The organism is Pseudomonas sp. 10-1B (genome assembly GCF_000935045.1).
In the GTDB taxonomy this organism is placed as follows: Bacteria; Pseudomonadota; Gammaproteobacteria; order Pseudomonadales; family Pseudomonadaceae; genus Aquipseudomonas.
Genome location: NZ_JYKS01000005.1, coordinates 117,942 through 134,792 on the forward strand (window position 1 = coordinate 117,942; position 16,851 = coordinate 134,792).

The following is a 16,851-nucleotide window of genomic DNA, read 5'->3' on the forward strand; positions in this document are numbered from 1 at the left end:
GCGTGTTACCAACGATAGGTCGCCGTACCCAGCACCGTGCGCCCATTGCCATAGATGCAGCGGGTAGCGTCATAACAACCCGCCACGTACTCCTTGTCGGCCAGGTTGCTGGCATTCACCGCAAAGCGCCATGGCCCGGTTTCGTAATGCACGGCCGCGTCCAGCAAGGTGTACGCTGGCACGTTCAGCGAATTGTCCGCAGCCCCTGGGTTGCGCCCGGTGTAGCGCACGCCGGCGCCGAAACCCAGGCCCTTGAGCAAGCCATCGTGCAAGGTGTAGTCAGCCCACACCGAAGCCAGGTTGCGCGGTGTCGGAATGCTGATCGGCGTCTTGCCATCGCTCTCGTCGTTGGCCTTGGTCACCTTCACATCCTGGTAGGTATAGGTGGCAATCAGGTTGAGTTCGTTGCTCAAACTGGCCACCCCTTCCAGCTCGATGCCACGCGAGCGCACCTGGCCAGTCTGTACTTTGTCGTTGGGGTTGCCTGGCGCGGTGGTTAGCACATTATCCTGGGTAATCTCGAACACCGCGGCAGTTACCGAACTGTTCGAGCCCGGTGGCTGGTATTTGATACCCGCTTCATATTGCTTGGCTTCGGTCGGCTCGAACGGCTGATTGTTGGCGTCGGTGCCCGGGTTTGGCGTGAAGCCTTCGCTGTAGCTCAGGTAGGGCGCCAGGCCGTTGTCGGCCAGGTAGACCAGGCCAACCCGGCCACTGAACGCCTCGTCACGGGTATGTATTTCGGGATCGGAGCCGGCAACGGTCCAGTTGCGGGTTTCGGAGGTGGCCCAGTCATAGCGGCCACCCAGGGTCAGCACCCAGTGGTCGTCGAAACGCAACTGGTCTTGCAGGTACAATCCGGTCTGCCGGCTGGTCTGGTGGCTGTAGCTCCAAGTGTCCGGGGTGAACTGGCTGGGGTCGACCGGGCCGTAATCCGTACCGCCGTAGAGGTCGACGGGGGTGGTCAGGATGTAGGCCTGCGGGTCGGAAGTCTGCTGGCGCTGCCAATCCACGCCGATCAGCAGGGTATGGCCGACAGCGCCGGTGCTGAAGTCGGCCTGTGCCTGGTTATCCACAGCCCAGCGGCTGTACTTGGGGTTCTCGATGCCGGCGTAGCGCAGCAGCGTGCGCTCATCGCCGCCTTCCATGCCGTAGTAGGCGGTGGTGCCGACGCCGAAGACCATGTTGTCGTTCAGGTCCAGGTGCGAGTAGCGCAGGTTCTGGCGCAATTGCCAGACGTCGTTCAGGCGCGTTTCGAATTCGTAGCCGAGGCTGTATTGGGTCTTCTCATATTTGGAGAAGTGCTTGTCGCCAGTGAAGGTATCACGGCCAATCTTGCCGTAGGGCGAATGGGACAGCGTGCCCACCGCCGGCAGGAAGTTGTCCTGGGCGTTGGAATCGTCCGCCAGATAGCTGCCCAGCACAGTCAGCCGAGTATCTTCGGACGGCTGCCAGGTGAGCGCGGCGGATAGCGCCTGGCGCTTGTCTTCCCAAGGGGTGTCGCGAATGTTGGCTTCATGGCCGATGGCGGTGACGCGATAACTCCATACGCCCTCGTCATCCAGCGCACCGGTGCTGTCGAAGCCCAGCTGGCGGCGCGCGTCGGTACCGTACTGGGCCTGGATTTCGTGGCTGCTGACAGTGCTCGGGCGCTTGGATACCTGGTTGATCACCCCGCCTGGGTCGCCCTGGCCATACAGTACGCCAGCCGGGCCACGCAGCACTTCGACCCGTTCGAGCATGTAGGGGTCGACCATCCAGCTGGCCAGGTTGATCGTGGTCGGCAATTGCAGGCCGTCGAGGTAGGTGGTCGGCGAGAAGCCACGCACTACCGTGTACCAGTCGGAGCGGTTGTTGGCACCGTAGGAGGAAACACCGGGGGTGTAGCGCAAGGCCTCGTTGACCGACTGCACGCCCTGGGCCTCCATGCGTTCACGGGTCACCACAGAGATGGACTGTGGGGTCTCGTGGATCGGCGTGTCGGTCTTGGTCGCGGTGATGCTGCGCTTGGCCACGTAGCTGCCCACCGGCCCCAGCGGGTTCTCTTCGCCCATGGCGGAAATGGTCTGCGCCTGCAGGGTGACTGTGCTCTCGGCACCCGCGCGTACCAGGCGCCAGCTGCCATCGCTGCTGACCTCGGCGGCCAGCTCGGTATTGCCGAGCAATGTGGCGAAGCCTATCTCGATCGGGTAATCGCCCGACAGGCCGCGGCTGCTCAGGCCGCGCGTAAGTGCCGGGTCGAAGCTCAGCAACACACCCGCCTGACGGGCATAGGCGTTAAGGGCATTTTCAAGGCTGCCAGCCGGCACTTCGAAGTGATGGCCCGGCGCGGCCAGCGCTGGGCTGCCCAGGGGCAGGCTGACGCTCAGTCCCAGCAGGGCGATGCGCAGGGCTCGGGCAAGCGGGGTGTAGGGGGACGACGCCATGGGGTTTCCTTGTTGTCATGAGCGGAATTGCAAGGAGGCCGAGCCACGGCGAAAAAACTGCAAAAAGAAACTGAAAATAATTTTCTTGGCATTTGTGTGGGCCTTTTCGCGGGCAAGCCCGCTCCCATAGGTACGGTGGTTTGCCTGTGGAACATTCGCTGTCGCGCAGAGAACACAGCCAGTTGGGGCGCCGCATATCCTGTGGGAGCGGGCGCGCCCGCGAAAAGGCCCACGCGCTTTGTCAGGCTGGCTCCAGTGTCACCCACCACCGGGTAAGGTACCGAGCCCGCACCGGCAGGCTATGCCCCAACGCCGCCAGCGCCCGATCTGTCTCGCCCACCGGAAACACCCCGGAAATCAGCAAATCCGCAACCGTCGGGTCACAGCGCAGTACCCCGCTGCGATAGCGCCCAAGTTCGGCGCACAGCCGCGCCAAAGGCCACTGCCGGACCACCAGGTATCCTTCGCGCCACGCCAGCGCATCGCGGTCCAGCGGTTGCGCCGCGAACACGCCCTGGCGATCAAAACGCGCCTGCTCCCCGGCATGGACGACTGCCGCAGTCTGCTGCCCGGCGCTCGGCCGCACCGCCACGGCCCCCTCCTCCACGGCCAGCAACACGCTGTCTTCGCCCAGGCGCACCGTGAAGCCGGTACCCAACGCCTGCAAACGGCCCATGGGCGTGTCGACCCAGAACGGCCGCTCAGCCCCCTGTTTACCGGTCTGGATCATGATCTCCCCGGCCAACAGCCGCACCCGCCGCTGCTGGCTGTCGAATGCCAGGTCCAGCGCCGTACCACTGTTCATCTGCAGCCAGCCGCCGTCGGGCAGCGCCAGGCGCCGTCGTTCGCCGGTGGCCGTGCGCTGCTCGGCCAACCAGGGCGTGCCATGCAAGCCCAGGCTGGTACCCCCGGCCAGCGCCGTGCCCCCCAACAGCAATGCCAACCCCTTGAGCACCGTGCGCCGGTCGCGGTAGCGCAGGGCCTGGCTTGCCTGCGGTGGTGGCATGCCACCCAGGCGCCCATCGAACACCGCCAGACGCTGCCAGGCTTGTTCATGGCTCGGATGCAGCCGGCGCCAGCGCACACAGGCTTCCAGTTCCTCGACCGGGGCCAGCCCGGACGCCAGGCGCACTCGCCAGTCGATGGCTTGCGCCACCACCTCCGCTGTTGGCTCGGCCAGGCTCACGAATACAGCACCCGATAGCAATGGCCGAACGCCTGGGTCATGTACTGCTGCACCGAACTGAGCGAGATGCCAAGCTGCTCGGCGATTTGTGGATAGGTCAGGCCGTCGAGCTGCGACAGCAGGAACGCACTGCGCACCTTGGGCTTCAGCCCGTCGAGCATGCGGTCGATTTCCACCAGGGTTTCCAGTACCAGTACCCGCGCTTCGGCCGACGGGGCTTCAGGTTCGGGCAGCGCGGCCAGGCTGTCGAGCCAGGCCCGCTCCAGGCTCAGGCGGCGGTAATGATCCACCACCAGCCCCTTGGCGACGGTTGCCAGAAACGCCCGTGGCTCGCGCAGCCCGTGCAGAGTGTCACGCCCCAACAGGCGCAGGAACGTGTCCTGGGCCAGGTCGGCAGCCTGGTGCTGGCATTCCAGGCGTTTGAGCAACCAGCCACGCAGCCACGAATGATGGCCACGGTAGAGCTCGCCGACTTGAGCGTTGTGGGGCTGCGACGACACGGAAGTACCTCGGGGCAGGGTTACGCGAGGGCGTTAATGGGAAGCAGTATTATTTAGAAGCAGGGGCATTTCAATATCCGCTCAGCAACGGAGCAGACCAATGGCATTTGCTTTTACTTGGTCGGTTACTTGGCCGCTGCCATCACTTCACAAATTCCTGAACTGATTATTTGCCGCCAGCGATTTTTCTCCTCGCCAACCGCCACCAGAATCGCTCACCACAATCACAAGAACCGTGAGGCCACTCCCGTGGACCAGACACTCCAGGTACGGCAAGCCGCCGCCGACCTCGTTGCCGCGTTCGCCAGCAACGATACCGCCCGCTATTTCGCCTGCTTCAGCGAAGACGCCACCTTCCTTTTCCACACCTTGCCGCAACCGCTGCTGTCGCGCCGTGCCTACGAAGACCTCTGGGCCCAGTGGCAGGCCGAGGGCTTTGCCGTGCTCGCCTGCGAGTCGGGCAATGCCCAGGTGAGCCTGCAAGGTGATGTGGCGATCTTCATGCACGAGGTGGCCACCCACATCCGCATCGCCGGTGAAGAACACCGATTGAGCGAGCGCGAGACCATCGTCTTCCGCCGCCAGGCTGAACAGTGGCTGGCCTGTCACGAGCACCTGTCGGTCATATCGCCGACCTGAGCGTACTTTTTTAGCGGCCCTGCCGCCCTGCCATCGCACCCACAAGAAGGCCCGCGCACCGCGCCGGCCCACAACAACCGCGCTGGAGCATCACCATGAGCCACTCGACCGGTATCGAGACCAACGGCGTCGAACAGATCCCCGACGATCAACGCGACGCCTCCCCGCTGGACCTGTTCCGCCTGATCTTCGGCGGCGCCAATACCTTCGCCACTGCCGTGCTGGGCAGCTTCCCGGTGCTGTTCGGGCTGTCGTTCCAGGCCGGCGTATGGGCAATTCTGCTCGGCGTTGGCCTGGGCGCGCTGATCCTGGCGCCCATGGGCTTGTTCGGGGCGCTCAACGGTACCAACAACGCCGTCTCGTCAGGGGCGCACTTTGGTGTGCATGGGCGCATCGTCGGCTCGTTCCTGTCGCTGCTCACCGCGGTAGCGTTTTTCTCGCTGTCGGTGTGGAGCTCGGGCGATGCCCTGGTCGGCGGGGCCAAGCGCCTGGCCGGCCTGCCGGAAACCGACCTGACCCTGGGCCTGGCCTACGGCCTGTTCGCGGTGCTGGTGCTGGTGGTGTGTATCTTCGGCTTCCGCTTCATGCTGTGGGTCAACAAGATTGCCGTGTGGGCCTCGAGCCTGCTGTTCCTGCTGGGCATCGTCGCCTTTGCCGGGCCATTCGATGCCGGCTACGCGGGTAGCGTCAACCTGGGCCAGGCGGGCTTCTGGGCGGCGTTCGTCGGCGCAGCGATCCTGGCCATGAGCAACCCGGTGTCGTTCGGCGCCTTCCTGGGCGACTGGTCGCGCTACATCCCGCGTGAAACGCCCAAGGCGCGCATCATGCTGGCGGTGATCGCGGCACAGGGCGCAACCCTGATCCCGTTCCTGTTCGGCCTGTGCACCGCTACCCTGGTGGCCACCCAGGCACCGGACTACATCGCCGCCAACAACTACGTCGGTGGCCTGCTGGCGGTAGCGCCAAGCTGGTTCTTCCTGCCGGTGTGCCTGATTGCGGTGATCGGCGGCATGTCCACCGGCACCACGGCGCTGTACGGCACCGGCCTGGACATGTCCAGTGTGTTCCCGCGCCTGCTCAGCCGCGCCGGCGCCACGCTGCTGATCGGCGTACTGGCAATCGCCTTCATCTTCATTGGCCGCTTCACCTTCAACCTGGTGCAGAGCGTGTCGACCTTCGCCGTGCTGATCATCACCTGCACCAGCCCATGGATGGTGATCATGATCCTTGGGCTGGTCACCCGCCGTGGCTTCTACCACGCCGACGACCTGCAGGTGTTCACCCGTGGCCAGCGCGGCGGCCACTACTGGTTCCTGCACGGTTGGAACTGGCGCGGCATGGGGGCGTGGGTCCCCAGCGCAGCAGTCGGCCTGTGCTTCGTCAACCTGCCGGGGCAGTTCGTCGGCCCACTGGGCGACCTGGCCGGCGGCATCGACCTGAGCCTGCCGGTAACCCTGGGGCTGGCCGGCGTACTGTACCTGGCGCTGCTCAGCCTGTTCCCCGAACCTGCCGGCGTGTATGGCCCCAAGGGCCCGCGTTGGGTGCGCTGCAAAAGCACTGCGCGCACGCCGGTGACCACCGCCGAAATGGCCTGACTGGAAATCGACCATGACCACTTCCCACTACATTGCCGGCCGCTGGGTCGAAGGCCAAGGCAGCGACTGCATCAGCGTCAATGACCCTGCGCTCGGGCAACCGTTCGCCGAGTTGATGGCCGCCAGCGTTGCCCAGGTCGACCAGGCCGTGGCCGCCGCCCGCGGCGCCCTGCCCACCTGGAAAGCCACCAACGCCAGCGAGCGCGCTGCCTACCTGCGCGGCTTTGCCGAACAGCTCGGGCAACGCCGTGAAGCACTGATCACCTTGCAGATGCGCAACAACGGCAAGCCGCGCCACGAGGCCGAGATCGACCTGGATGACGCCATCGCCACCTTCAGTTATTACGCCGAACTGGCCGAGCAACTGCCGTCGAAAAACCGTGACGTAGCGCTGGCCGCCCCAGGATTCAGCGCCCGCACCCGCCTGGAGCCGGTGGGCGTGGTCGGCCTGATCGTGCCGTGGAACTTCCCGCTGGTGACCAGCGCCTGGAAACTCGCCCCGGCCCTGGCAGCCGGTTGCAGCGTGGTGCTCAAGCCCTCGGAAGTCACCCCGCTGATCGAACAGGCCTATGGCCAGATCGCCGACAGCCTGGGCTTGCCGGCCGGCGTGCTGAACATCGTCAACGGCAAGGCCGAGACCGGCGCCGCGCTGAGCAACCACAGCGGCCTGGACAAGCTGTCGTTCACTGGCAGCAACAGCGTCGGCAGCCAGGTGATGCGCAGCGCTTCGGCGCAGTGCCGGCCGGTGACTCTGGAGCTGGGCGGCAAGTCGGCTATCGTGGTGTTCGATGATTGCGATGTGGACCAGGCGGTGGAGTGGATCGTAGCCGGCATCACCTGGAATGCCGGGCAAATGTGTTCGGCCACTTCGCGGCTGCTGGTGCAGGACGGCATTGCCACTGCGCTGCTGCCGCGCTTGCAGGCGGCCCTGGAAAAGCTGCGGGTCGGTAATCCGTTGGCCGAAGAGGTCGACATGGGGCCGCTGACCAGCCAGGCACAGTGGCTGAAGGTGGCCAGCTACTTTGCCACGGCGCGGGAAGAGGGTTTGCAGTGCCTGGCCGGTGGCAAGGTGCTGGACCGTGAGGGCTGGTTCGTCAGCCCGACGTTGTATGCCGATGTACCGAAGGACAGCCGCCTGTGGACCGAGGAGATCTTTGGTCCGGTACTGTGCGCGCGGCGCTTCGCTACCGAAGAGCAGGCGATTGCCGAAGCCAACGACAGCCGCTTCGGGCTGGTGGCGACCGTATGTTCTGCCGACCTGGAGCGCGCCGAGCGGGTAGCCGATGCGCTGGAGGTTGGCCATGTGTGGATCAACTCGGTGCAGGCGGTGTTCGTCGAAACCTCGTGGGGCGGCACCAAGGGTAGCGGGATCGGCCGTGAGTTGGGGCCTTGGGGGTTGTCGGCCTTCCAGTCGGTGAAGCATGTGACGCGGTGTTTGGGCTGAGATTTCCGGGGCCGCTCTGCGGCCCTTTCGCCGGCAAGCCAGCTCCCACCCCGACCGTGCCGACTTCAAGTCATGTGCAGTGCCTGTGGGAGCGGTGGTGCGGCGATCCGATTCACCCGCGAAGAGGCCGCACAGGCAACACAAAACTCTGCCCCGCGTGACTTTCCCTTTCTCCAACAAAGTCCCACTTCCTGGTACCCCACAATCACAACACCAGGCCGGACCACCCATGCATCCTCAACGCACCGCCTTGCACAACGAACTGCACGCCCGCCCGTCGCTGTATTTCGACGGCCCGGCGCATGTCTTCCACCTGGCCCTGCTCGGCGGTGATGCTGCCTGTGCGGCACTGCTGCAACGCTGCTGCCCGGACGCCCTGGACAACGCAGCCGCCCAAGGCATCACCTACCTGGATGGCCACCCGTTCAAGTGGGAGCGGCACACCGAATTCTTCACCCTGACCCTGGTAGTGCCTTGCACTGCCGCTGACAGCGAGTGGCAAAGCCTGCCGCCGGTGCTGGCCGAAGCCATTGCCCCGCAAGCGGCACAGGTGATCAACGCGGTGCAGGTGCTGGTCCGTGACGAACAGGGCCTGGACCTGCCCCACTATGGTTTCAAGGACCCGTGCGGCTCGTGCGTCGGTGGTGGCGATGCGGTGGTGTGGAGCGATTTCCGCCTGACCGAGGATGGCACCAACCGCTTCCTGTTCATCAACCGCCGCCTCAATGCCTATCGCCAGGGCCGCATGATCCGCCGCCTTCTGGAGATCGAGACGTACCGCATGATGGCCTCGCTGACCCTGACCACGGCCAAGGAGCTGAGCCTGGAGCTGGACACCTTCGACAAGACCCTGGTCAGCCTGTCCGAGCGCAGTGCCGGGGGCGATGGCCATGATTCCAAGGGGCTGCTGGAAGCCATTGCCCATCTGTCACGCCAGGTGGTCAGCCGCACGGTGAAAACCCGCCACCGCTTCGGCGCCACGCAGGCCTATGCGCAACTGGTGTTCGAGCGCCTGGGCGAGCTGCGCGAAAGCCATGTGGGTGATTGCCAGCGCCTGGGGGTGTTCATCGAGCGCCGGTTCAAGCCGACGGTGCGCTACTGCGCGGCCACGGAGCAACGGCTGGAGCAACTGACGAAGAACGTGGCCAACCTGGGCGACCTGCTGCAAGCGCGAGTGCAGGTGGAGATGGAAGAGCAGAACGCCGGGATCCTGCGCAGCCTCAATGCCCGGGCCGATGCCCAGGTGAAAATCCAGCGGGCGGTGGAGGGGCTATCGATCATTGCCATCACCTACTACCTGCTGAATTTGTTCAAGCTGTTGTATGGCGGGCTGAATGTGCTGGGGTTGGGGCTGACGGCGCGCGATGGGTTGCTGGCCATGGCGCCGCCGGTGTTGCTGGTGCTGTTGGTGATTTTGCTGAGGATCAGGCAGGCCAAGCAGCATTGAGGGCATGGGGTAATGCCAGTCAGTTAAGCAATTTGGGGCCGCTTTGCGGCCCATCGCCGGCAAGCCAGCTCCCACAGGGACCGCGCAAAGCTTGAGATCTGCGCGATACCTGTGGGAGCTGGCTTGCCGGCGATGGGCTGCAAAGCAGCCCCCAAGGCTCACACCGACTCGTCAGCCGGCCGCGCCCCCTCTTGCACCAACACCATGCTCTGCGGCGAAGACAGGGCTATGCCTTCATCACGCAACCGCCCAAGGATGGTGAACAGCAGGTCGCTACGGGTACCTGACACCTGCCGCGGCCCGGCCACGTAACCACTCACGCCAATCACCATGCCACTGGCCGTCAGGTCCTTGAACGACACCGAAGTGGCCGGCGCATCCAGAATCGCCTCATGCTCGTGGTAGGCCGCCAGCAGCAGTTCACGCACGCGGTTGGCATCGGTATCCAGCGGCAGGGTCAGGGTAATGCCAACCACACCCAGGGCATTGCCCATGGTCACGTTGCGCACGTTCTGCGAGATGAATTGCGAGTTGGGCACGATCACTGTCGAACGGTCGGACATCTGGATCTCGGTGGCGCGCACGTTGATGCGGCGGATATCGCCCTCGACACCCGCCAGGCTGACCCAGTCGCCCACTTTCACCGGGCGTTCGGTCAGCAGGATCAGGCCAGAGATGAAGTTCTGCACGATCTGCTGCAAGCCGAAACCGATACCCACCGACAGGGCACTGACCACCCAGGTCAGGCTGGTGAGGTTGATGCGCAGGGTCGACATCACCAGCATGGCCAGGAACAGGAAGCCCAGGTAACCGACCAGGGTCACCAGCGAGGCACGCATGCCGGCGTCCATGTCGGTCTCTGGCAGCAGGCGCTCACTCAGCCAGCGCTTGACCACGCGGATGGCGAACAGGCCGCCGAGGAAGATCGCCAGGGCCAGCAGGATGTCCTGCGGCACGATGTTCAGGTTGCCGAGCAGCTTGCCACCGGTACCGTCCCAGTCGCCCAGGCTCAGCAGCAGTTCGCTGGGGCTGGTGCCCGAAGGCATCAGCGCCAGCAACAAAGCCAGGAACAGCACCACGGTACGGCCGATGCCGGCGAGGATGGTGCTGGCCTGCGCCTGGTGGCGTGGGGCCAAGCCCAAGGTCGAGGCCAGCGCCAGGCCGCCGGGCTGGCGCGGCGACAGCAAGGTTTCGCACAGGTCACCGAGGAAGGTGGTCAGCAAGTAGGCACAGGTGACCACCAGGCTGACCCACAGCAGCTTGGCGGTGAGGAAGTAGGCGAGCGTCAGGTAGCCAGTGAGCAAGGCCAGCAGGATCAGCGCCAGCCATATGACCATTACGAACGGGATCAACCCGGCCAGGCCCATGGGGCGCGCCAGGTCATGCTTGCGCAGGGTATGACGGTACCGCAGCAGCGCGCCGGCGAAGGTGACCGCCACCACCAGCGCGGTCAGGCCGTTTACGGCCACGGTCAGCGCCAGGCTGGCACCGATCACGCTGTTGATACGCTCCATGGTCATCATGACCATCAATGCCAGCGCCAGCACCTTCGGGAACCAGCCCAGCGCGCTGGCCACCTCGTCGTGAATCGCCGGCAGGCGCCAGGACGGGCGCTGCAGCATCAACATGGCGCGGCCCAGGCCAGTGATGAAGGCGCTGAACACCACCAGGGCGAGGATATGGTTGGCCAGACTGGCGATATCCGAGCCCAGTTCGGCGCTGCTCTCCAGCCCCCAGCGCAGCAACGACACCGAACCGGCAATGGTGCCCAGAGTGGCCAGGCTTACCCCTAGGGCCAAGGCGCTGCGGCGCAGGCGCCCCTCGGGCAGCCAGCTGACCATGGCACTGGCCAGCAAGCGTTCGAGTACGCGGCGCATCAGGGTCCAGACCAGGATCGCCGCCACCAGGCTGGCCATGAACAGCCAGCGGTGTTCCGCGCTGAAGGCACTGGCGATGGCATCGGCTGCCTCGCCGCGCAGGTCACGCAGGCGTGCCACGTCGTCCTGGGTGGGGCGGATGATGCTCTGCCAGAACGCCGGGGTCAGCGGCGAGGCCGCGCGGCTGGTGATCTGCGAGTTGAACTGGCTGCGGCGCAGGTTGACGATTTGCGTGGACAGGTCGCGCGCCGACTGGGTCAGCTTTATGGCTTGGTCCTGCTGGGCTACCAACGCCTTTTTCTCGGCCTCCAGCTCTTTGCGCTGCTGAGTCAGGGTAGCGGCCTCGTCCGGCTGAGCCGGGCCGACGACCTTGAGCTTGTCGTCGAGTTTTTCCACTTCCGCGGTGCGCTGGGCACTCAACGCGTCGGCCTGGCGCTGCACCTGCATAGCCGCCAGGCGCAGTTGCGACAGCAGGTCGTCGTTGGCCTCGCTGGTGACACCCTGGCGGATCTGGTCAAGCCGGTCGCTCAACTGTTCGACGCTGGCGTTTTCGTCCAGCACCGGCATTTCTGCCACTGCCAGGTTGGACAATGGCGTAGCGGGAGCCGACCAGGCCGGGCTGGCCAGTGCCAGCATCAGGGCCATCAGGACCATAAGGCCTGGACAATAACGAGTAAGGCAGACACGCCTCATCGAATATTCCTCTTTACAATTCGATTTGGCGGGGAATTCTACGCCGCTTGAGGCGATCAGGAGAGTGCCGTTTCTCGTTTGAGCAGCTGCTTTTTGCGCTCTACGCCCCAGCGATAGCCACTGATGTCACCGTCACGGCGAACCACCCGATGACAGGGGATGGCCACGGCGATGTGGTTGGCCGCGCAGGCCATGGCCACCGCGCGCACCGCCTTGGGCGCACCGATGCGCTCGGCGATGTCGGTGTAACTGACCCGGCTGCCGGCCGGCACCTCGCGCAGGGCCTGCCACACCCGTTCCTGGAAGGCCGTGCCTTGCACATCCAGCGGCAAGGCCAGGCCCAGCGCCGGGGCCTCGACGAAGCCAACCACTTCGGCAACCAGCTGTTCGTAGGCGCTGTCGCCGCCGATCAGGCGGGCCTTGGGGAACTGATCCTGCAAGTCGTACAGCAGGGCCTCGGGGTCGTCGCCGAGCAGGATCGCGCAAATGCCCTTCTCGCTCTGGGCCACCAGGATCGCGCCCAGCGAACACTGGCCGAGGGCGAAGTGGATGGTCGCCCCGGCGCCGCCGGCGCGGTACTGCCGGGGGCGCATGCCCAGACGCTGGTCGGCACTTTCGTAGAAGCGGCTGTTGGAGTTGTAGCCGGCATCGTAGATGGCGTCGGTGACCGAGCGCTGGCCGTCTTCCAGGTGCGCGCGCAGGCGCTGGGCACGGAAGGCGGTGGCGTAGGCCTTGGGGGTGAGGCCGGTTTCGGCCTTGAACAGGCGGTGCAGGTGGAACGGGCTGACGGCCAGTTGCGCACTGAGCTGCTCGAGGCTGGGGGCGGGGTCACTGGTTTCGATCAGGCGGCAGGCGCGGGTGACCAGTTGGCTGTGGCGGGTTGCGCTGGCGCGTGTGCTGGCGGAGCAACGTTTACAGGCGCGGTAGCCGGCGGCTTCGGCGGCAGCGGGGGTGCCGTAGAACTCGACGTTGCTGCGCTTGGCCATGCGCGACTTGCAGCCGGGGTGGCAGTAGATGCCGGTGGTGCGCACCGCGTAGACGAAGTGGCCGGCAGCGGCGAGGTCGCGGGATTCTACAGCTTGCCAGCGTTGATCGAGGGTGGTGTAGGGTTTCATCGGTGAGTTTCCAGTTAGTTGTTGCCGGTGCCGGCCCTTTCGCGGGCTTGCCCGCTCCCACCTCGACCGCATAGGCTTCAAGCCCTGTGCAGTACCTGTAGGAGCGGGTTTACCCGCGAAAGGGCCGACACAGGCAGTGCAAAACCTCAGGCCCGCCACAAGTACCAGGCCGCCACCGTGCGGTAAGGCCGCCAGCCGCCGCCCAGCGAGCGCATCTGCGCTGGGGTCGGTGCCTTGTCCAGCCCCTTCATCCGCCGATACCCCTCACGCACGCCAAAATCGTCCACCGGCAGAATGTCCGAACGCTCCAGGCAATAGATCAGCAGCATCTCCACCGTCCACCGCCCTACCCCGCGCAGCGCTACCAGGCGTTCGATCAAGGCCTCGTCGGCCATGGCCAATGCTTCCTCTCGGATCGGTACCAGGCCGTCCAGACGGGCTTGGGCAATGCCCTGCACAGTGGCCATCTTGCTCGCCGAAAAACCACAGGCGCGCATCGTTTCCGGGGTAACCGCCAACAACTGTTGCGGCGACGGGAACGCATCCTCCGGGAACAGCGCCAGCAATCGGCCAAGAATCGCCTCGGCCGCACGGGCATGCAGTTGCTGGTAGGCAATCGCCCGTACCAGCGCCTCGTAGGGCTCGCGCCCCGGTGTGGCCTGGTGCAGGCAGGGCCCGGTCGCCGCAATCAGCCGCGACCAGTCAGGGTCGAGTGCAGCCAGGTACTCAGTGGCCTCGCGATAGGCCCCAGGCGAAAGGTCGGCCAGAATCATGGCGCCTCCTTGAAGTCGAATGCGGGTCCAGCTTAGCCCAGCCATTCGTCGGGCAAACGCCGGATCTTGCGCGGCTAATTCCTGGAATACCATTGCTCCGCGCTATCGCCCCCGCATAGAATTGAGAACTATTCACAATCACATAATTCACGGGACTGGGCCTTCGCGACGATGCAGATCAACGACACGCTCAAGCCAACCGAGGTCGCTCTGCTCTATCAGGCCCACCATGCTTGGCTTCGCGGCTGGTTGCGCAGCCGGGTCGGCTGCAGCGAGCACGCCGCGGACCTGGCCCAGGATACCTTCGTGCGGCTGCTGCGGGCTCGCCAGGTGTCACCACTGAAGGAGCCCCGCGCCTACCTCAGCAGCATCGCCCGTGGCCTGATGATCGACCAGTTCCGCCGTCGCGCCCTGGAACGCGCCTACCAGGAAAGCCTAGCTAACCTGCCCGAGGCTGAAGTGCCCAGCGAAGAGCACCGGCTGGTCATCCTCGATGCCCTGGAACGCCTCGACCGCGCCCTGCACCAGTTGAAACCGCGTGCCCGCCAGGCGTTTCTGCTGGCCCAGCTAGACGGCTTGAGTATCGTGCAGATCGCCCAGCGCCTGGAAGTTTCCCGGGCTACCGTCGAACGCGACCTGGCCAAGGCCCTGGGCGTCTGCTACCGGTTGCGTTATGCCGACGCCTGATGACACGCCCGCGCAGGCACAGGTCGACCAGGCGATCGACTGGCTGGTGAAGCTGCGCTTCGATCGTCCCAGCCCACGTACCGAACAGCAATTCCAGCACTGGCTGGCCAGCCACCCGCACAACCCCCTGGCCTGGCAGCGGGTCAGCCATCTTGGCGACGAACTGGCCGGGTTGCCCAAGGACCTGAGCAGGCGCACCCTGGACGCCAGCCAGCGCCAGCGCGTCAGCCGCCGCGACCATCTCAAGCTGCTGACGCTGCTGGCCGTTGGCGGTAGCCTGGGCTGGGCCGCGCGCGAGCCCCTGGGCCTGCCGCAGTTGCTGGCCGACAGCAGCACCGCCACGGGTGAGCAGCGCCAGTTGCAAGGTAGCGATGGCAGCCGTATCCAGCTCAACACAGCCAGCGCCATCGACCTGCGCTACAGCGCCGAGCAACGCGAGCTGCAACTGGTACGCGGCGAGGTCAGCCTGGACAGTAACCCCAACGACATTCGCCCGTTCCGCATCGACACCCGTGTCGGCCCCCTGACGACCCTCGACGGCCAGCTGTTGCTACGCGAAAACGACCAGGGCCTGCTGCTGGCAGTGCGCCGTGGCGAGGTGACGCTGTTCCCCAGCTCGGCTTCGCCGCGGCAGGTACAGCCAGGCGAAATCTTGCAGGTATGGGCCAACGGCAGCGTCCAGGCGGTGAAACTGCACAGCGACCCTTGGGGCTGGACCGATGGCGTGCTCAGCGTGCAGCAGATGCCATTGGCCGAGTTCGTCGCCGAGCTCGGCCGTTACCGCCCAGGCCTGTTGCGTTGCGCCCCCGAGGTGGCGGCGTTGCTGGTATCGGGCACCTATCAGTTGGCCGACACCGGGCAAATCCTGCAATTGCTCAGCCGCAGCCTGCCAGTGCGAGTCGACTACAGAACGCGCTATTGGGTAAACATCGGCGCGGCCTGAAAACATCATCACTCCACCGCGGCCCGCAACCGCCCTGCATGCCGATACGATTGCCGGGCGAAGCACACGAACAACCCGGCCATCAGCGCCAGCGCCATGGGCAGGCCATGCGGCGCCACGTCCATCGCCGCACCACTGACCAGCGGCCCGACCAGGCTGCCCACGCCCCACAGCAAGCCCACGCTGGCATTGGCGGTGACCAGGTCCTGGCCCTTGAAGCGCTGCCCGATCAGCACCAGCGCCAGGGTATAGATCCCCCCCGCCACCGCCCCCAGCAGCACCAGCATCGGCCACAGCAACCAGGTCATGTTCAACAACCAGGGCAGGCCGATACCGATCGACATCGCCACCAGCCCGCACACCAGGTGCAGCCCAGTGCGCTCCACCCGGTCGGCCAACCAGCCCAGCGGCAACTGGAACAGCATGTCGCCGGCAAACACCACCGTCACCATCAGCGCCGCCACGCCCACGGCAAAGCCATGACTGCTGGCATATACCGGCAGCAACGACAGCACCACGGCATCGAAGAACGAGAAGAACAGCACCGCCACGCACAACGCCGGCGCCACACGGAAGAAGCCGGCCAGGCCGAAGCTCTTTTCGCCCTCTTCATGTTCGACATGGTCATTGGGTACGGTCAGCACGATGCACAGCAACGCCAGGCCATAGCAGGCGGTGACTACAGCAGTGATCCATGGGCTGTCGGCGCCCAGCACCGCCAGCATGGCCGGGCCGAGCACCTGGAAGCCGGTGAAGCTGGTGGCGTACAGGGCCATGATCTTGCCGCGGTTGTGCTCTGGACACAGCTCGTTGACCCACGACTCGCCGAGGATGATGGCGATACCCATGCCAAGCCCCAGGCCCAGGCGCAGCAGCGCCAGCAGCCACAGCGAGCCGAACGCCGACTCGAGCAAGGCGATGCTGACGGTGCACAGGCTGAAGCACAGCAGGTAGATGGTGCGCCGGGTGAGGTGGCGGCAGCAGGCGTCGACCAGGAATGCCGAGAGCATCATGCCCGCAGCAGGGATGGCCGAGATGATGCCGATTTCCAGGGTGCCCGCCCCGGCTTCATGCAGGCGCAACGACACCAGCGGCAGGCTGGCCCCCAGGCTGAAGCCCACGACCGAGACGGCGAACAACAGGCCCGCCAGCAAACGCATGTTCATGTACCACTCCTTGCAAACCGAAAAGACGTGCAGACACAGGCGCGCACGCCGGGGCGGCGAGCGACGCAAAAGCGCGGATCAGTTCAGGGCAAGGTGTGGCGAGAAGGTGAAGGCGAACAGCACGCTGCGGCGGCGCTTGAGCACCGTATCGCTCGGCCACGCACGACGCAGGGCCTGGAGGGCAGGCTGGCGAGCATGCGGGAGGGACTGGGTACGGCGCATTGCTGTGGTTACTACGCAGGTGGTTGGAAAAAGAGGCGGCACTCTAGGCCAAGGGTGGTCAGGTCGTCAATCGTCGGGGCCGCTGCGCGCCCCATCGCCGGCAAGCCAGCTCCCACCCCGACCGCATAGGCCTCAAGC

14 protein-coding genes are annotated in these 16,851 nt (G+C 65.4%); 6 read left to right on the top strand and 8 right to left on the bottom strand.

The window, feature by feature from the left end; genetic code table 11:
- Window positions 1-5: 5 nt before the first annotated feature.
- From TZ03_RS04260 to TZ03_RS04270, 3 genes are all read right to left on the bottom strand, one after another.
- The gene (locus tag TZ03_RS04260; protein ID WP_053388400.1) at window positions 6-2,426 is read right to left on the bottom strand and encodes a TonB-dependent siderophore receptor; all 2,421 of its coding nucleotides are present in this window, start codon (window positions 2,424-2,426) and stop codon (window positions 6-8) included.
- A gap of 241 nt (window positions 2,427-2,667) precedes the next feature.
- Window positions 2,668-3,612: a FecR domain-containing protein gene (locus TZ03_RS04265; protein WP_051095967.1), complete on the bottom strand. Its 945-nt coding sequence runs from the start codon at window positions 3,610-3,612 to the stop codon at window positions 2,668-2,670.
- Window positions 3,609-4,112: a sigma-70 family RNA polymerase sigma factor gene (locus TZ03_RS04270; RefSeq protein WP_051095968.1), complete on the bottom strand. Its 504-nt coding sequence runs from the start codon at window positions 4,110-4,112 to the stop codon at window positions 3,609-3,611. The genes TZ03_RS04265 and TZ03_RS04270 overlap by 4 nt, the downstream gene beginning before the upstream one ends.
- A gap of 249 nt (window positions 4,113-4,361) precedes the next feature.
- Between TZ03_RS04270 and TZ03_RS04275 the strand changes: the two genes are divergently transcribed.
- The 4 genes from TZ03_RS04275 to TZ03_RS04290 all read left to right on the top strand — a co-directional run bounded on the left by TZ03_RS04275 (window position 4,362) and on the right by TZ03_RS04290 (window position 9,237).
- Entirely contained in the window at window positions 4,362-4,751 is a 390-nt protein-coding gene (locus TZ03_RS04275) for a YybH family protein (protein ID WP_051095969.1), read from the top strand.
- Between the two features lie 95 nt (window positions 4,752-4,846).
- Window positions 4,847-6,346, top strand: a complete 1,500-nt coding sequence (locus TZ03_RS04280) for a purine-cytosine permease family protein (RefSeq protein WP_051095970.1) — start codon at window positions 4,847-4,849, stop codon at window positions 6,344-6,346.
- Window positions 6,347-6,359: 13 nt separating this feature from the next.
- Complete coding sequence (locus tag TZ03_RS04285) at window positions 6,360-7,790, top strand: aldehyde dehydrogenase family protein (RefSeq protein ID WP_051095971.1); 1,431 nt, start codon at window positions 6,360-6,362, stop codon at window positions 7,788-7,790.
- Between the two features lie 229 nt (window positions 7,791-8,019).
- A complete protein-coding gene (locus TZ03_RS04290; RefSeq protein ID WP_051095972.1) occupies window positions 8,020-9,237 on the top strand; it encodes a DUF3422 domain-containing protein in 1,218 nt (405 codons plus the stop codon).
- Between the two features lie 158 nt (window positions 9,238-9,395).
- Here the strand turns inward: TZ03_RS04290 and TZ03_RS04295 are convergent, their stop codons facing one another.
- From TZ03_RS04295 to TZ03_RS04305, 3 genes are all read right to left on the bottom strand, one after another.
- Window positions 9,396-11,807 carry a DUF3772 domain-containing protein gene (locus TZ03_RS04295; protein WP_051095973.1) on the bottom strand — a complete coding sequence of 804 codons (2,412 nt, stop codon included), beginning with the start codon at window positions 11,805-11,807 and terminating at the stop codon, window positions 9,396-9,398.
- 56 nt (window positions 11,808-11,863) lie between these two features.
- Window positions 11,864-12,922, bottom strand: a complete 1,059-nt coding sequence (gene ada / locus TZ03_RS04300) for a bifunctional DNA-binding transcriptional regulator/O6-methylguanine-DNA methyltransferase Ada (protein ID WP_051095974.1) — start codon at window positions 12,920-12,922, stop codon at window positions 11,864-11,866.
- Between the two features lie 146 nt (window positions 12,923-13,068).
- Complete coding sequence (locus TZ03_RS04305) at window positions 13,069-13,695, bottom strand: DNA-3-methyladenine glycosylase family protein (RefSeq protein WP_051095975.1); 627 nt, start codon at window positions 13,693-13,695, stop codon at window positions 13,069-13,071.
- Window positions 13,696-13,866: 171 nt separating this feature from the next.
- Here TZ03_RS04305 and TZ03_RS04310 point away from each other — a divergent pair, with 171 nt between their 5' ends.
- A complete protein-coding gene (locus TZ03_RS04310; protein ID WP_051095976.1) occupies window positions 13,867-14,382 on the top strand; it encodes a sigma-70 family RNA polymerase sigma factor in 516 nt (171 codons plus the stop codon).
- Window positions 14,369-15,325: a FecR domain-containing protein gene (locus TZ03_RS04315; protein ID WP_051095977.1), complete on the top strand. Its 957-nt coding sequence runs from the start codon at window positions 14,369-14,371 to the stop codon at window positions 15,323-15,325. The genes TZ03_RS04310 and TZ03_RS04315 overlap by 14 nt, the downstream gene beginning before the upstream one ends.
- A gap of 8 nt (window positions 15,326-15,333) precedes the next feature.
- Here the strand turns inward: TZ03_RS04315 and TZ03_RS04320 are convergent, their stop codons facing one another.
- Window positions 15,334-16,491 (bottom strand): MFS transporter, encoded by a 1,158-nt coding sequence (locus TZ03_RS04320; protein ID WP_051095978.1) that lies wholly within the window; start codon window positions 16,489-16,491, stop codon window positions 15,334-15,336.
- A 78-nt stretch (window positions 16,492-16,569) separates the two neighbouring features.
- Entirely contained in the window at window positions 16,570-16,713 is a 144-nt protein-coding gene (locus TZ03_RS31200) for a hypothetical protein (protein ID WP_177328431.1), read from the bottom strand.
- Window positions 16,714-16,851: the final 138 nt, after the last annotated feature.

Excerpts from the sequence above, each read along its gene's own strand:
- TZ03_RS04260 (WP_053388400.1), bottom strand. The coding sequence starts at position 2,426 with ATGGCGTCGTCCCCCTACACCCCGCTTGCCCGAGCCCTGCGCATCGCC.
- TZ03_RS04280 (WP_051095970.1), top strand. The coding sequence starts at position 4,847 with ATGAGCCACTCGACCGGTATCGAGACCAACGGCGTCGAACAGATCCCC.
- TZ03_RS04285 (WP_051095971.1), top strand. The coding sequence starts at position 6,360 with ATGACCACTTCCCACTACATTGCCGGCCGCTGGGTCGAAGGCCAAGGC.
- TZ03_RS04290 (WP_051095972.1), top strand. The coding sequence starts at position 8,020 with ATGCATCCTCAACGCACCGCCTTGCACAACGAACTGCACGCCCGCCCG.
- TZ03_RS04295 (WP_051095973.1), bottom strand. The coding sequence starts at position 11,807 with ATGAGGCGTGTCTGCCTTACTCGTTATTGTCCAGGCCTTATGGTCCTG.
- ada (WP_051095974.1), bottom strand. The coding sequence starts at position 12,922 with ATGAAACCCTACACCACCCTCGATCAACGCTGGCAAGCTGTAGAATCC.
- TZ03_RS04305 (WP_051095975.1), bottom strand. The coding sequence starts at position 13,695 with ATGATTCTGGCCGACCTTTCGCCTGGGGCCTATCGCGAGGCCACTGAG.
- TZ03_RS04310 (WP_051095976.1), top strand. The coding sequence starts at position 13,867 with ATGCAGATCAACGACACGCTCAAGCCAACCGAGGTCGCTCTGCTCTAT.
- TZ03_RS04315 (WP_051095977.1), top strand. The coding sequence starts at position 14,369 with ATGCCGACGCCTGATGACACGCCCGCGCAGGCACAGGTCGACCAGGCG.
- TZ03_RS04320 (WP_051095978.1), bottom strand. The coding sequence starts at position 16,491 with ATGAACATGCGTTTGCTGGCGGGCCTGTTGTTCGCCGTCTCGGTCGTG.
- TZ03_RS31200 (WP_177328431.1), bottom strand. The coding sequence starts at position 16,713 with ATGCGCCGTACCCAGTCCCTCCCGCATGCTCGCCAGCCTGCCCTCCAG.